The following is a 13,861-nucleotide window of genomic DNA, read 5'->3' as shown; positions in this document are numbered from 1 at the left end:
CCCGCAGGAGGCAAGGGCCACGCGTGGCGATCAGCGGGCGCTGATCGCAGGTTCTGCGACCTTCGGCGCTTTCCAGCCCAGCAACTGCTGTTTGAAGCCATAGCTGGCGGCCTGGTAGTAGGTGATGGCGCGCAGGATCAGCGGGTCATCACTGCCCACCCGCAGCTCCTGGCTCTCGCCCAGGGCTTGATCGTGGCGACGCAGGCCCTGGCGTGGGCTGAGGATCGCCAGGTCTTTGCCGTCAAACAACCCCAGGTGCTGGTAGTTGCCGACCACCACACGCGGTGGTAGCGGATTGTCTTGCAACAGGTTACGGCCGAAGAAGGTCGATTCGTAGCTCAGGTTGAGCAGGCCGAGCAAGGTGGGCGCCAGGTCGATCTGGCTGGCCAGTTGCGCGGTTTCCCGGGCGTCGACCAACTTGGGGGCATAGATGAACAGCGGAATCTGGTAGTTGCTGATGGGCAGGTCTTCCTTGCCTGCGCTGCCGGCCGTGTGGTCGGCGACGAACACGAAGATCGTGTTGTCGAACCACGGCTTCTGGCGTGCCGCCTCCAGGAATTCGCCGATGGCGTGGTCGGTGTACTTCACCGCGCCGTCGCGGCCGTTACCGGATTTGATATCGATGCGCCCATCCGGGTAAGTGTAGGGGCGATGGTTGGAGGTGGTCATCAGTTGCAGCAGGAACGGCTGCTGCTTGGCGTAGTCGGCATCGGCCAGCTTCAGGGTTTGTTTGTAGAGGTCTTCGTCGGCCATGCCCCAGGCGTTTTTGAATGAGATCTCCGATTCGGGCACGCTGCTCTGGTCGACGACCCGATAGCCGTTGCCGCTGAAGAAGGCATTCATGTTGTCGAAGTAGCCGCGTCCGCCGTAGACGAACACACTGTCGTAGCCGATGGCGGTGAGCTGCTGGCCCAGGCTGGCGAAGCCACTTTCGCGCCCGATGCGCTTGACGATCGAACGCCCCGGTGTCGGTGGGATGGCCAGGGTAATGGCCTCCAGGCCTCGATCCGTGCGGGTGCCGGTGGCATAGAAGTTATTGAAGTACAGGCTCTGCTTGCGCAGCGCATCCAGGTTGGGCGTGAGGTTGCGCTCGTCGCCGTTGCTGCCCATGTATTTGGCGCTGAAGCTTTCGATGGTCACCAGCACGATATTGGGTGTGCGCGGCGTGCCGGGGTTGTCGATGGCGCGGCGGATGTCCAAGGGATCCTTGTCGATGAAGCGAGCATTGGGCTCACTCAGTTCGGCGCGCAACTGTGTGGCGACGACGTCCGCGGGCAGGCTTTTATAGAACTGGGTGTAGTCCAGTTCATTGTTACGGAACGCGGCGAAAAACTGATACGGGCCATTGCTCGCCAACTCGTTCTTGTAGGCGTTGCCGCCTTGGGCGCGCGGGCTGTCCTGACTGATCAGTTGCAGGCTGAGGCCGGCAACGACCAACAGGCCCAGGGCATTGACCAGACGGCCACGCATTGCCGGCAGCGGTGCATTCATCGCGGCGTTGAACGGTTTGCGCAGGGCCAGGCTCAATACGACCGCGAGCATTGCCAACAGGCTGAGCAACTTGCCGATCGGGTAGGACTCCAGCAGGTTGTTCAACACCTCATCGGAGTACACCAGGTAATCGACGGCGATAAAGTTGAAGCGCACACCGAATTCATCCCAGAACAACCATTCGGCGACCGAGGTGAACAGCATGGCGAACAGGCTGACGGTCAATACCGCCTGCAGGAACCAGCGGTGACCGCGACGGCGCCAGAGGGCGGGTGGGCATAGCAGCAGATACAGCCCCAGTGGCAGTGCCGCGTAGGCCAGAAAGCCGAGGTCGTACAGCAGGCCCACGCCAAACACCGGCAGCAGGTTGCCACCGACTTCATCCAGGTGAGTAATGAGCAACACGCTGCGCGTGAGCAGGAACACAACCAGCCAGGCACCGGTGACCAACAGCAAATAGCGCATAGGCGCTGTTTTGAGAAACCCCATGTCCAACTTCCTTATATCGATGGGCGCGATCTTCGCCCTGACACTGTAGTCAGTTTGTGAAGCTATAGTGAAAATCTCGTTCAACTAAAATATCGGTTGAAAACCTTTATCGACGGCCCTTGCGGGTCTATCCCTGAGCCACACTTGGCCTTAAGCTGCGCGAGCCAACACGGCCGTTACCGCGTACGGAGACACTGCCCATGCGAATTCTATTGGTTGAAGACAACCGCGATATTCTGGCCAACCTGGCCGATTACCTGGGGCTCAAGGGCTACACCGTGGACTGTGCGCAGGACGGTTTGTCGGGCCTGCACCTGGCCGCCACCGAGCATTACGACCTGATCGTGCTCGACATCATGCTGCCCGGCATCGATGGCTACACCCTATGCAAACGCCTGCGTGAAGATGCCCGCCGCGACACGCCGGTGATCATGCTCACCGCCCGCGACCAGCTGGATGACCGGCTGCAGGGCTTCAAGTCCGGCGCCGATGACTACCTGCTCAAGCCCTTTGCCCTGTCGGAACTGGCCGCCCGCATCGAAGCCGTGCTGCGCCGTGCCCAGGGCGGCGGTCGCCGCGCCCTGCAGGTGGGTGACCTGAGCTACGACCTCGATACCCTGGAAGTCACCCGCGAAGGGCGCCTGCTCAAGCTCAACCCGGTCGGCCTGAAGCTGCTGGCGGTGCTGATGCAGAAGAGCCCGCACGTGCTGCGCCGCGAAATTCTCGAAGAAGCCCTGTGGGGCGACGATTGCCCCGACAGCGACAGCCTGCGCAGCCACGTTCACCAATTGCGCCAAGTGATCGATAAGCCGTTCGCCAAGCCGTTGCTGCAAACGGTGCACGGTGTGGGTTATCGCCTGGCTGAGGGTCGTGATGGAGTTTAAGCAAAGCCTTGCGCAACGGATCATCATCGCCTTTGCCTTGATGAGTGCGTTGGTGGCGGGGGCCTTCGCCATGGGCATCGTCGCGACGGTGCACCTGGTGGAAGAGAAGTTGATCTCGGCGGGCTTGGGCGGCGACTTGCAACGCCTGTTGCTGATGGACACCGTCGAGGACTGGCGGCACCGGCCCGAGCCAGACCAGCTGTTTTATTTCAGCGGCGGCCCCGGCGACTTCGAGTTGCCCAAGGACCTGCGTCACCTTGAGCCCGGTTTCCATGAAGTATTCCGCGAGGCGCTGTCGTACCACGCCATGGTCGAAGTGGTCGATGGGCGGCGCTACGTGCTATTGCAGGATCAAAGTGATTTCGAAGAACGCGAGCGCGTGTTGTTCGCCGTGGTGCTGGTGGGCTTTGTGCTCAGCCTGGCGCTGGCGGTCTTCCTGGGTTGGGTGCTGGCCCGCAAGGTGATGGCGCCGGTGGTGCGTCTGGCCCGTCAGGTGCGTCACCGCGACCAATTGCTCGGGCTGGCCCCGCCCCTGGCGCCGGATTACGCGGCGGATGAAGTGGGTGAGCTGGCGGTGGCATTCGACGCCACGCTGGGACGGCTGCGCCAGGCGCTGTCCCGTGAACAGCTCTTCACCAGTGACGTGAGCCATGAACTGCGCACGCCTTTGATGGTGCTGGCCAGCTCCTGTGAGTTGCTGCTGGAAAACCCCGCCATCGATCAGCGCGGGCGCAACCAGGTCTTGCGCATTGCCCGGGCCTGCGAAGAAATGCGTGAACTGGTGCAAACCTTCCTGATGCTGGCCCGCGCCCAGCACAACGACGCGGCAATGTCGCCCCAGGTCAGCCTGACGCAGGTGGCCGATGATCTGCTCGGCATCTGGCGCGAGCCTATCGAGCACAAAGGCCTGGAGCTGATCTACCAACCCGGCAACCCCCTGGATACACGCTATAACACCACCTTCCTGCATGCAGTGATGGGCAACCTGCTGCGCAACGCCCTGCACTACACCGAGCAGGGTTTTATCCGACTCACCCTGGAGCCGAGCGGATTTATCGTGGAGGACAGCGGTGTCGGTATCCCCGAGGAGAAGCGCGAGGCAATGTTCGAGCCGTTCGTACGCGGCAGCGAGAAGCGCGGTGAGGGCCTGGGGCTGGGGCTGTCACTGGTCCAGCGTATCTGCGAGAACCAAGGCTGGAGCGTCAGCCTCAGCACCATGGAGCCCAACGGCTGCCGCTTTCATGTGCAATTGAGTCAGGTCAACGCCTGACTCCACCCCCTGCCGCTATCCTGCCAGAGATCCCGCTAATTCGGCGAAGATGGCCCCATGCTATCGCTTGTGTCTGTAAAGTCTTGAAATGTATGGGATTGGACAGGACAAGTTTTTCACAACGGGTTGACCTGTTGATCACAGTGCGCTGCTTAAGGTTGTAGGCATCAGCTACTGGAGATCCGTTGATGTCAGATCCGATCAAGCTCGAATTTTCTGAAAAGTACGACGAAGAGCACGCTCACGAATATTTGCTCAAGCATCAGGACAATCTGGCGCGCCGGTTGTCCCACAAACGCGACGAGCAATTGGCCCGTGGTGCGCTGGCGATGGCGGGTGAGCCTGGCCTGGTGCTGGACTTGCCGTGCGGCGCTGGGCGTTTCTGGCCCTTGCTGGCGGAAAAACCCAACCGCGTGATCATCGGTGCCGACAATTCGGCGTCCATGTTGAAGGTGGCGATGGCCGCCCAGCCCACCGATGTGGTGAAACGGGTACGGCCCTTGCAGACATCTGCCTTTGATATTGATCTGCAAGATAACGCGGTCGACAGCATTTTCTGTATGCGCCTGTTGCACCACATTGGTGACCCGGCGCATCGCATGGCCATATTGCGGGAGTTTCAACGCGTTACCCGTGACAGCGTGATTATCTCGTTATGGGTAGACGGCAATTTCAAGGCCTGGAAACGTAAGCGTCTTGAACAGCAACGTCGTGTAAAAGGTGAGCAGGAAGGTTACCAAAACAGGTTTGTGTTACCGGCTGCTACTGTTGAAGCAGAATTTGAGGAAGCCGGTTTTCGTGTTCAGGAATCCCTGGACTTCATACCGCTCTACGCCATGTGGCGAGTGTATGTATTGCGCAAGAGGTAACAGGATGGCAGTTGAGTGCGTAGCAGGCAGTCATGTAGCGCCCGAGGAACGATTTGATTATTTCTGGCGCCAGCAAGGCGAGTGGGTCGAAGAGCCCAACCGTCGGCGTGGTGGTGAAAGCGGTGTGCAGCGTGTGATCAGCCCCAACGGCCGCTTGCTCTACAGCAAACGCCAGACCGGGCACATCTACCGCAGTTGGCTGCATCCGTTTGGCCGTCCGACGGTGCTGCGCGAGCGCGATGCGATCAAGGGCCTGCGCCTGTTGGACGTGCGTGTGCCGGAAATGGTGTTTTGCGAAGCGCGCCGTGACCCCGAGCACCAATGGAAAGCGCTGTTGGTCACCGCGGCCCTCGACGGTTTCGACGAAATCGAGAACTGGTATGCCGCCGGTGGCCGCGAGCAATACGGCGAAGTGGTGCATGAGCGTGTACTCAAGGAACTGGCCGGTACCCTGGCGCGCATGCACAAGGGCCGATGGCAGCATGGCTGCCTCTACATCAAGCACATCTTCGTGCGGGTGACGGGCGAGGGTGACTCGGCCAACGTCGAGGTGGCGCTGCTGGATTTCGAGAAATGCCGCCAGCGCCTGACCGCTTATCGGGCCGCCTCCCATGACATGCTGCAATTGCGCCGCCATTCGTCGTGGAACGATACCGACTGGAAGAAACTCAGCTACTTTTACGAGACGGCGTTTGGCAGCGCTATCAAGGGTTTAACCAGATGAAGCTAGAAATAGCACGAGGTCTGTTCCTGGTCGGGGCGTTGGGCGTTGCAGCCTTGGCGCTGGCGGCGTGGGAACAGCCTCGCACACAGGTACTCAGTGCAACGCAGGGTGGCGCGCAATGCCTATTGCCGCGCGTTGCCAAAGCGAGCACGGCGGCCAAGCCTGATCATGAGTTGTTGCTGTTCATGTTTGGAATGTCTCAAGGGATGAGGCCACAGAGTTGATGAGTTTAAAACCAAAATGAAAAGGCCTCGCGTTGCGAGGCCTTTTTTTGGGTGGCATCCGGCTCATGTCGGGTGAGAAAAGACTTGCACTCAGATCAGATGCAGATGGTTATCCCAGAGCCCTGCCGGCAATTCCAGCGGCTTTGCAATCAGCTGTTTCTGACGACAATCGTAGAACCGGCAACGGCCCTGGCCCGACGTCACGACAAACCCATCCTTGACCGCGCCCACGCCGGCGCAGTCGGGCAGCGGCCCGTCCAGGCGCAGTTCGCCGCTGTCCATGTCCCAGATAAAGAAGCGATTGCCCCGTGGGGCGGTCAACGCCACCAGGCGCAATTCGCTGTGTACCGCCACGCTGGCGGTGTAGTGCCCCATCGCCTGCAACTGCTCGTCAGCCACCGGAAACGCCACGAACGGCTGCCCCGGACGCTTGATCGCCAGCAACTCGGAGCGCTCCTGGGACGGTCCCATGAACTGCTGCCCGGTGAGGATGGTGCCATCGCTGGCGATCCCCATGTGGCGCACGCTGTTCATTTGCTGGCCGAGGGTTTCCTTGCTGATCAGCGTGCCATCGCGGTGCATCAGCACCAGGCTCGGCTCCATGGCGTTGAGGTTCATCTCCACGCGGCTTTCGGCTTCGGTGCGAATGCCGCCGTTGGCCACCACCAGGGTTTCGCCGTCGGGCATCCACGACACTTGGTGCGGGCCGATGCCGTGGGTGGAGATCTCGCCGCTGTGCACCAGCCGCTCGCCTTCGAACCGGTACACACCGAGCAGGCCACGGCCGGGGTCGGACGTGTCGTTCTCGGTGGCGTACAGCCAGTCGCCGCTCTTGTGGATGACCGCGTGGCCATAGAAGTGGCGGTTGAGCTGGGAGGTGATGGTTTGCAGCAGCGCGCCATCGCGCAGGTCGATCAGGTAACTCTCGGTGCCCGGGCGACGGGCGACAAACAGCGCAATCGGCAGCGTCGGGTGGTTGATGATGTCGTGGCAGCGCTGGCCGACCTGCGTGGCAAACACCGGCTTGCCGTCCAGGCGATAGCCCACGGCGTAGTGCTTGCCGTCTGCATCATCCCGCGCCGAGAGCAGCAGCGGGCGCTTGTCTTTGCTTTTGAACAGCGTCCAGCCGCCCAGTGTGAGTGCACTGAGCAGCACGCTACCAACGGCCAGAGCCTGTCGCCTGAGCATTATCAGTCACCGTCGTTGGCGTTAAAGCCCAGTTGGATGCCCAGCGCCTTGGCCAGTTCGCCTTCGTGCAGGCGGTGGACGACGTTGAGGCTGTCGTAGAGGTCGTTGAGCTGTTGGCGCCCGGCGTCATCGGCCAGCAGTTCATTGAGGGTGCGCTGGTTGCTGGCGAACAGTTTCAGGGACGCGGCGTAGGCGTTGTCGATCTTGTCGGCCAATGGCTTCTGCTCGGACGGCAGCAGGCCACGCAGGCCTTTGTTGTCGACGCCGACCCACACGGTCTGGGCCGCCGCCAGGCTGGCTTCGAGGCTTTGCAGGGACGACTGGCTGCGCCATGCGTCGGCCTGGAACGGCTGCGGGATGCCCTTGGTCTGGCGGCCCATCGGCGTGCCGAGTTTTTTCTTCAGGGTGTCCAGTGCGGTGACCTGCACGCGCAGCAGATCGGCAATGGCTTCGTGGGAGTCGGCGTAGCGCTGGTTGGGGAACTTGGTCATCTGCGCCAGCATGCCGTCGGTGCTGTTCCAGCTGGCCAGGATCTCCTCGGCCAGGGCTTTCTGACGGTCGCCGATGGCGACCAGCAGCGGGCAGTAACGGGCCTTTTGCGCGTCGTCGGCGATATCGGTCTTGGCGTCGTAGAGGATGTATTCGTAGGCGGACAGGCCCTGCACCACCACGCTGGACTTGGCCAGGGCGGCGCCGTCGATCTGCGGTTGGCTGGCGACCAGTTGCTCGACCTGGCGGCCGACCAGGTTCTTCTTGTCCGGCCAGAACTGCACCTGCCACGAACGGTTGCCCTCGGCCAGCGGCCCGATCAGCAGCGGTTGCAGCTCGGCCCAGGCCTTCTGTGCATGCAGGAAGTCGGCACGCGCGGTGTCCAGGCTTTCTTTGCCCTGGCAGTAGGCCAGCGCGCTGACGGCCAGTTGCCGGTCGGCTTCGACCCAACGGCTGTAGGTCGGCAGGATCACTTGCTTGGCGATGGCCGCCGAGGTCACTGCTTGCGGGTCTTGCGGCGAGCAGGCGCCGAGGGCGAGGGCGGCCAGGCTGGTGAACAACAACTTGGGACGGAACATGTCGAGCTCCCTTCTGTCAGTGGGGCGAAGCTTATAAAGAATTCAGGAAGGCCAGCAACGCAGCGCGTTGCTCGGCATTGAAGGACAACACATGCTGCTGCGCCGCTTGTGCTTCACCGCCGTGCCATAGCACGGCTTCGAGCAGGTTGCGGGCGCGGCCGTCATGCAAGAACTGGGTGTGGCCACTCACGGTTTGTGTCAGGCCGATGCCCCACAACGGCGGCGTGCGCCAGTCGCGGCCACCGGCCTTGAATTCGCTGCGGTTGTCGGCAAGGCCCGCTCCCATGTCGTGCAACAGCAGGTCGCTGTAGGGGCGGATCACCTGGTTGGCCAGTTCAGGTTCGGCAGCAGTGGCGGCCGTGGTGAACGTGGGCTTGTGACAGCCTTGGCAACCGGCTTGATAGAACAGGTTTTTACCGGCCAGCACCTGCGGCGTGTTGACGCCACGACGCGCCGGTACGGCCAGGTTGCGGGTGTAGAACAGCACCAGGCGCAGGATGTTGTCGCTGACTTCCGGCTCGCCATCGGGGCCATTACCGTTGGGGGCCTGTTGGCAGGCGACTTGGGCATCGGTGCAGTCATCAAAGGGTCTCAGGGACGTAGTGAGGCCCATATCACCAGAGAACGCGTGAACATTTTGTTGATTGAGATTCGGTTGCCCGGCTTTCCAGCCAAAACGCCCGAGCACGGTGTTTTGCTGGGCGTCGTCCCAGACCCAATTGGCGCGACCGACGATAGCTTCCTTGTCGGCGGTCTTCGGGTCGGTGTTGCGCAGGATATCGGCGTCGCTGATGGCTTCGAGCAGGCCCAGGCCAATCATTGGCGGGGCGATGCGCGCAGAAAAGCGCGTGTCGGGGTGCATCGGGCCGTAGCCAAGCTGGGTGATCTGCAGGTCGGGCTTGCGCAACTCGACCACCGTGCCGTCCTTGAAGGTGACGTTGACCGGCGTGTAGTCGACCCGCACCTTGCCTTCCGGTGGCACGCCCGGCACCGCCATGTCCTGCAATTGCCCACCGTAGACCGGCTCGGGCACCACGCCAATCTGCTCGATGGCCTTGGCATAGGCGGGTGCATCCGGAATCGACAGGCGTACCAGCATCGACACCGCGTTGGGCGCATCGGGCAGCGGCGGGTGACCACGGCCGTCTTTTATATGGCAGTTCTGGCAGGCATTGGTGTTGAACAGCGGGCCCAGGCCATCACGCGCGGTGGTGGTGGACGGTGCTATCACCCAGGGGCTGCGAAAGAAGCTGTTGCCGACGCTGAAGTCCAGGCGCCGGGTAGGCGACAGGTTGGCCGACGGCAGGGAAAACGCGTTCTGGTCGCGCTTGTTCACCGTTGCTGCGCCGCCCGCCCGTGATTCACCCGGCTCGGCCTTGGTAAACCTGGGCGCGTCATCGCAGGCGGCCAGGCTCAGGGCCATCAACGCTGCTGACAGGCGAAGTAACGAACGGAACATCGAATTTCCTGGGCGACGACGAAAAATAAGGTCGCAAAGTCTAACAGGGCAGGGCGCAATGAATAAGAGCAATTATCGTTTGGTGGCAACCCGATTCATTCCCGCTAGAATGACCGCACATTTTTTCTGGAGGTGGCCCATGCAGGCTCTCGACGCTTTGCTCAACCGTGTTTCCGTGCCGCGCCTGCTGGAGCCGGCACCGACCCAGGAGCAGCGCGATGTGCTGTTTGCCGCCGCCATGCGTGCGCCCGACCACGGCCAACTGCGCCCTTGGCGTTTCCTGACGGTTGAAGGCACTGCCCGCGAGCAGATGGGCACCTTGTTGGCCGAAGCAGCCCGGCTGCAAGACGCCGATGCGCCGCAAGCGGTGATCGACAAGGCCCAGAACGGTCCGTTGCGCGCGCCGTTGGTGGTGGTGGTGATTGCTCGTTTGCAGGAGCACTTCAAGGTGCCGAAGTCCGAGCAACTGCTGGCTGCTGCCTGTGCGGCTCATGGCATTCTGTTGGCAGCTTATGCTCAGGGGATTGGTGCGGTGTGGCGCACCGGTGAGTTGTCCTATTCGGCCCATGTGGCCAAAGGCCTGGGGCTGACGGCGGATGAGGAGGTGATTGGCTTCCTGTACCTGGGCACGCCGCAGAACCCGCCGCGTACTGCTGCTAAAGAAGACCTGACGCAGTTTGTCAGTGCCTGGACCGGTCTCTAAATCCAAAGTGATCAAACTGTGGGAGGGGGCTTGCCCCCTCCCACTTTAGTTTTGTGGTGTTTCTTAAACCCTGAACTGATCCATCAACTTCATCTGCTGGCTGGCCAGTGCATTGAGTTGGCTGCTGATGGCCGCCGACTCGGTGGCCTGGCCGGTGAGGGTTTCGGTCACGGTACGGATCGCCGAGACGTTGCGGTTGACCTCTTCGGCCACGGCGCTCTGCTGTTCGGCGGCGCTGGCGATCTGCAGGTTCATGTCGCTGATCACGGTGACCGCATCGCTGATCTTGCCCAAGGCCTGCACCGCCTGATGGATCTGCCCGGCATTGTTCTGGGCCTGGCTCTGGCTGGAATGCATGGTCGCCACCACGCCACGGGTGCCGCTCTGGATGCGTTCGATCACCAGGCGGATTTCCTCCACTGAATCCTGGGTGCGCTTGGCCAGGTTGCGCACTTCGTCGGCCACCACCGCAAACCCTCGGCCGCTTTCCCCGGCGCGTGCCGCTTCGATGGCGGCGTTGAGGGCCAGCAGGTTGGTCTGCTCGGCAATGCTGCGGATCACCTCCAGCACTGAGCCAATCTGCTCGCTGTTGACCGCCAGGGCTTCGACTTCGCCCACGGCCTTGCTGACTTCTTCGGCCAGGGTGGTGATGTCGCGGGTGCTCTGCTCGATGATCGACATGCCTTCCCGCGCCGACTGGTCGGCACCGCGTGCCGCGCTGGCGGCATTCGACGCGCTGTTGGCGACGTCGTGGGCGGTGGCGCTCATTTCGTTGGAGGCGGTGGCCACCTGGTCGATTTCGCGGAACTGCACCTGCATGCCTTCGCTGGTCTGGCGTGCGATGGCTGAAGACTGGTCTGCGGTGCCGCGGGCTTCGGTGATGCTTTGCTTGATCTGGGCGATGGTCGGTTGCAGCTTGTCGAGGAACCGGTTGAACCAGTTCACCAGTTCGCCCAGTTCATCCTTCTTGGCGTACGCCAGGCGTTGGGTAAGGTCGCCGTCACCGCTGGCGATGTCCTTGAGCATGACGGCCACGCTGTTGATCGGCCGGGTCACGCCGGTGGCGGTCAGCCAGATCAGCAGCAAACCCAGCAGGCCAGCGGCGGCGGCTACCAGCAGGGCCTTGAGGGTGCCGGCTGCCTGGGCGTTGTCGAGTACTCCCTGCAACTTGACGTTATCAGCGAGCATTACCGCTTTTGGCAGCTTGATCACCACGCCCCAGGCTTTGGCGTCGGCAATCGGTTTGACCGGGTACACGGCGCGCATGGTGCCGTCCTGCTCGCGGATCATGCGGTTGTCACTGGCCAGCAATTGCACGATTTCCTTGCCCTCGGCGCCGAGGGTGTCGACCAGGTTCTTGCCGACTTTGGCGGGTTCGCCGCTGTAGGCCGCAATCAGGCCGGTGCTGGACAGAATTTCCAGGTGTGCGGCGCCGTTGAACAGGTCTTTCTGCGCGGCATCGGTGGCGGCCTGCAACGCGTTCAGGGCGATGTCGACGCCGACCACGCCGATGACCTTGCCGTCCACGATCAGCGGCAGCGAAATGGTGGTCATCAGTACGGGCTTGCCGGCCACGGTGTCTTCGTACGGGTCCAACAGGCAGGTGCTGCGGGTGTCCCGTGGACAGGTGTACCAGATGTTGTAAGGGGTGCCGCTGAGGTTGAGGCTGGTCTTGGTCAGGTCGTCTTCGACCATGATGGTGTTCAAGCCTTCGCCTCCCGCACGGCTCCAATAGCTGGAGAAGCGGCCTTTTTCATTGGACACGCGTGCCTTGTCGTCGATGAACTCACTGTCCTTGCCATCCAGGCCGTTGGGTTCGAATGACAGCCAGATACCCAGCACCTTGTTGTTGCGCTCGAACGCGGTTTTCAGGCTTTGGTTGAGCGCTTCGCGCAGCGCGCCGGGCTCCAGCCCGCGTTGGGCGGCCAGGTTGCGCAAGTCCTTGATCTGGTCGGCCAGGGCGGTCACGGCCACCAGGCTGTCGCCGAAGGTTTTTTGCAATTGCACCGCTTGCTCGGCGGCCTTGGCTTGCAGCAGTTGTTCGACACTGGCGGTGAGCATGCGCGAGCTTGAATCGCTGACCAGTTGATCATTCTGGGCGGTGTTGTAGAGGTTGATGCCGACGACCAACGCAATCACCCCCAGCAGGCAAAGGCCGGACAACAGCACGATTTTCAAGCGGATGGAGAGGGTGTTGAACATAGGCTCACTCGCGAATGGACTTGTTGGAAGGCACGCAGTGCAGGCCAAGTCCATTCAGCGCTATGTCTGCAACATCGGCGTAACAAACCATTTCATGAGAGGGAGGCGATGAGTGGTAGGAAAAACCCTACATGCAGCGTCAGACGGGTGCTGCAAGACGTTCCGGGCGAGACCAGATCCACAGGTTGCCCAGGCTCATTCCGGCAATGGCCAGGTAGATCGGCCAGCCGTGGTCGAGCATCACCAGCATCAGGGCGGCGCACAACAGCATGCTCACAGTGGCACTGACTTTAGCCCGGCGCGCAATGATCTTGCCGTTGCGCCAGTTGAGCAGGATCGGCCCGAACAGCCGGTGGTTCTCCAGCCAGGCGCTGAGGCGTGGCGAGCTTTTGGTGGCGGCCCAGGCGGCCAGCAGGATGAATTCAGTGGTGGGCAAACCCGGAACCACAATCGCGATCAACCCAATGCCCAGGCTGACATAGGCCAGCAGGCCGAAGAGGATCCGGGCGATTTTCGAGGTGGAAGGGGTTTTGCGGGTCATGGTTTATTTGTAACGTCGCGAAGTGAGCGCCAACTGTGGGAGGGGGCAAGTCGAATCGTCGCACCGCCCCTCCCACAGTTGATGGCATTTCAATCTGGATGTCAGGCCAATTCAGGGGCGCTAGCGTACGCCTGTTCGAGCAAGACGGTGAAGCGTACAAACGCGTCGATTGCGCCTTTTTCCACGGCGGCTTCTTCTTCGGCGCTGAATTCCAGGGCGTCGAGGGTGCGGGTGAAGCTTTTCCAGCCTTCGGCGCGACCACCTGCCGGCTCACCCAGGTGACGGGCACCGAAGGTTTCGCTCAGGCCCAGGCCCACGGCACGCTTGATCAGGAACGCAGCGCCCAGCTTGGAGCCTTCGGACACGAACAGCCAACCCAGGGCTTCGGCCTTGCTCGGGTTTTTCACGGCGCCGGCGACCGGTGCAGGTACGTCGGTGTCCAGGTCGCCCAGGTCCAGTTTGGCGGCTTCGGCACGGCACCGTGCGGCCAGGTCTGGCACGATCTTGATCAGTTCGGCATCGTTGTACAGGGCCACCAGTTCCGATTGGAACAGGTACTGCGCCACCACGAAACGGGCAAAGTTGGCCTGGGTTTCAAACGGGGCGTGGGCCTTGACCAGTGCGTCGAGCTTGGTGTGCGGCTCGTTGGTGATCTGGTTCAGGCGCTGGGAGCGCAGGCTTGCGCGTTCTGGGGTAGGGGAAGCGGTCATGAAAAAGTCCTTGAGAAGGGATGCGCCTTAGTGCCCGAAA

General features: G+C 61.9%; 13 protein-coding genes. 6 read left to right on the top strand and 7 right to left on the bottom strand.

Going from position 1 to position 13,861, the window contains the following annotated elements; genetic code table 11:
- Positions 1 to 30 precede the first annotated feature (30 nt).
- The gene (locus BLR69_RS15560) at positions 31 to 1,980 is read right to left on the bottom strand and encodes an LTA synthase family protein (protein ID WP_071496487.1); all 1,950 of its coding nucleotides are present in this window, start codon (positions 1,978 to 1,980) and stop codon (positions 31 to 33) included.
- 200 nt (positions 1,981 to 2,180) lie between these two features.
- On the opposite strand from BLR69_RS15560, the gene colR reads away from it, so the two are divergent.
- From colR to BLR69_RS15535, 5 genes are all read left to right on the top strand, one after another.
- On the top strand, positions 2,181 to 2,864 hold the full coding sequence (colR, locus tag BLR69_RS15555; protein ID WP_003175870.1) for a two-component system response regulator ColR: 684 nt from the start codon (positions 2,181 to 2,183) through the stop codon (positions 2,862 to 2,864).
- Positions 2,854 to 4,134: a sensor histidine kinase gene (locus BLR69_RS15550; RefSeq protein ID WP_071496488.1), complete on the top strand. Its 1,281-nt coding sequence runs from the start codon at positions 2,854 to 2,856 to the stop codon at positions 4,132 to 4,134. Before colR ends, BLR69_RS15550 begins: the two co-directional genes overlap by 11 nt.
- A 188-nt stretch (positions 4,135 to 4,322) precedes the next feature.
- The gene (locus BLR69_RS15545; RefSeq protein WP_071496489.1) at positions 4,323 to 5,003 is read left to right on the top strand and encodes a class I SAM-dependent methyltransferase; all 681 of its coding nucleotides are present in this window, start codon (positions 4,323 to 4,325) and stop codon (positions 5,001 to 5,003) included.
- A gap of 4 nt (positions 5,004 to 5,007) precedes the next feature.
- Positions 5,008 to 5,727: a lipopolysaccharide kinase InaA family protein gene (locus BLR69_RS15540; RefSeq protein WP_071496490.1), complete on the top strand. Its 720-nt coding sequence runs from the start codon at positions 5,008 to 5,010 to the stop codon at positions 5,725 to 5,727.
- Positions 5,724 to 5,951: a hypothetical protein gene (locus BLR69_RS15535; protein WP_028617789.1), complete on the top strand. Its 228-nt coding sequence runs from the start codon at positions 5,724 to 5,726 to the stop codon at positions 5,949 to 5,951. Before BLR69_RS15540 ends, BLR69_RS15535 begins: the two co-directional genes overlap by 4 nt.
- A 90-nt stretch (positions 5,952 to 6,041) precedes the next feature.
- Here the strand turns inward: BLR69_RS15535 and BLR69_RS15530 are convergent, their stop codons facing one another.
- The 3 genes from BLR69_RS15530 to BLR69_RS15520 are packed head-to-tail and all read right to left on the bottom strand — an operon-like array spanning position 6,042 to position 9,665.
- On the bottom strand, positions 6,042 to 7,139 hold the full coding sequence (locus BLR69_RS15530) for a DUF1513 domain-containing protein (protein ID WP_071496491.1): 1,098 nt from the start codon (positions 7,137 to 7,139) through the stop codon (positions 6,042 to 6,044).
- Positions 7,140 to 7,141: 2 nt separating this feature from the next.
- Positions 7,142 to 8,206, bottom strand: coding sequence for an imelysin family protein (locus BLR69_RS15525; RefSeq protein ID WP_071496492.1), 1,065 nt, complete (start codon positions 8,204 to 8,206; stop codon positions 7,142 to 7,144).
- A 31-nt stretch (positions 8,207 to 8,237) separates the two neighbouring features.
- Positions 8,238 to 9,665 (bottom strand): di-heme oxidoreductase family protein, encoded by a 1,428-nt coding sequence (locus BLR69_RS15520; protein ID WP_071496493.1) that lies wholly within the window; start codon positions 9,663 to 9,665, stop codon positions 8,238 to 8,240.
- Positions 9,666 to 9,804: 139 nt separating this feature from the next.
- Here BLR69_RS15520 and BLR69_RS15515 point away from each other — a divergent pair, with 139 nt between their 5' ends.
- A complete protein-coding gene (locus tag BLR69_RS15515) occupies positions 9,805 to 10,368 on the top strand; it encodes an NAD(P)H nitroreductase (protein WP_071496494.1) in 564 nt (187 codons plus the stop codon).
- Between the two features lie 63 nt (positions 10,369 to 10,431).
- Here BLR69_RS15515 and BLR69_RS31635 read toward each other — a convergent pair whose 3' ends face one another.
- The 3 genes from BLR69_RS31635 to BLR69_RS15500 form a co-directional block, all read right to left on the bottom strand.
- Entirely contained in the window at positions 10,432 to 12,570 is a 2,139-nt protein-coding gene (locus BLR69_RS31635; protein WP_071496495.1) for a methyl-accepting chemotaxis protein, read from the bottom strand.
- Between the two features lie 139 nt (positions 12,571 to 12,709).
- Complete coding sequence (locus tag BLR69_RS15505; protein ID WP_071496496.1) at positions 12,710 to 13,111, bottom strand: YbaN family protein; 402 nt, start codon at positions 13,109 to 13,111, stop codon at positions 12,710 to 12,712.
- A 101-nt stretch (positions 13,112 to 13,212) separates the two neighbouring features.
- Positions 13,213 to 13,821 carry a biliverdin-producing heme oxygenase gene (locus BLR69_RS15500; protein WP_071496497.1) on the bottom strand — a complete coding sequence of 203 codons (609 nt, stop codon included), beginning with the start codon at positions 13,819 to 13,821 and terminating at the stop codon, positions 13,213 to 13,215.
- Positions 13,822 to 13,861: the final 40 nt, after the last annotated feature.

It is taken from the genome of Pseudomonas azotoformans (genome assembly GCF_900103345.1).
In the GTDB taxonomy this organism is placed as follows: Bacteria; Pseudomonadota; Gammaproteobacteria; order Pseudomonadales; family Pseudomonadaceae; genus Aquipseudomonas; species Aquipseudomonas azotoformans.
This window is presented reverse-complemented; position numbering and strand designations above follow the sequence as displayed.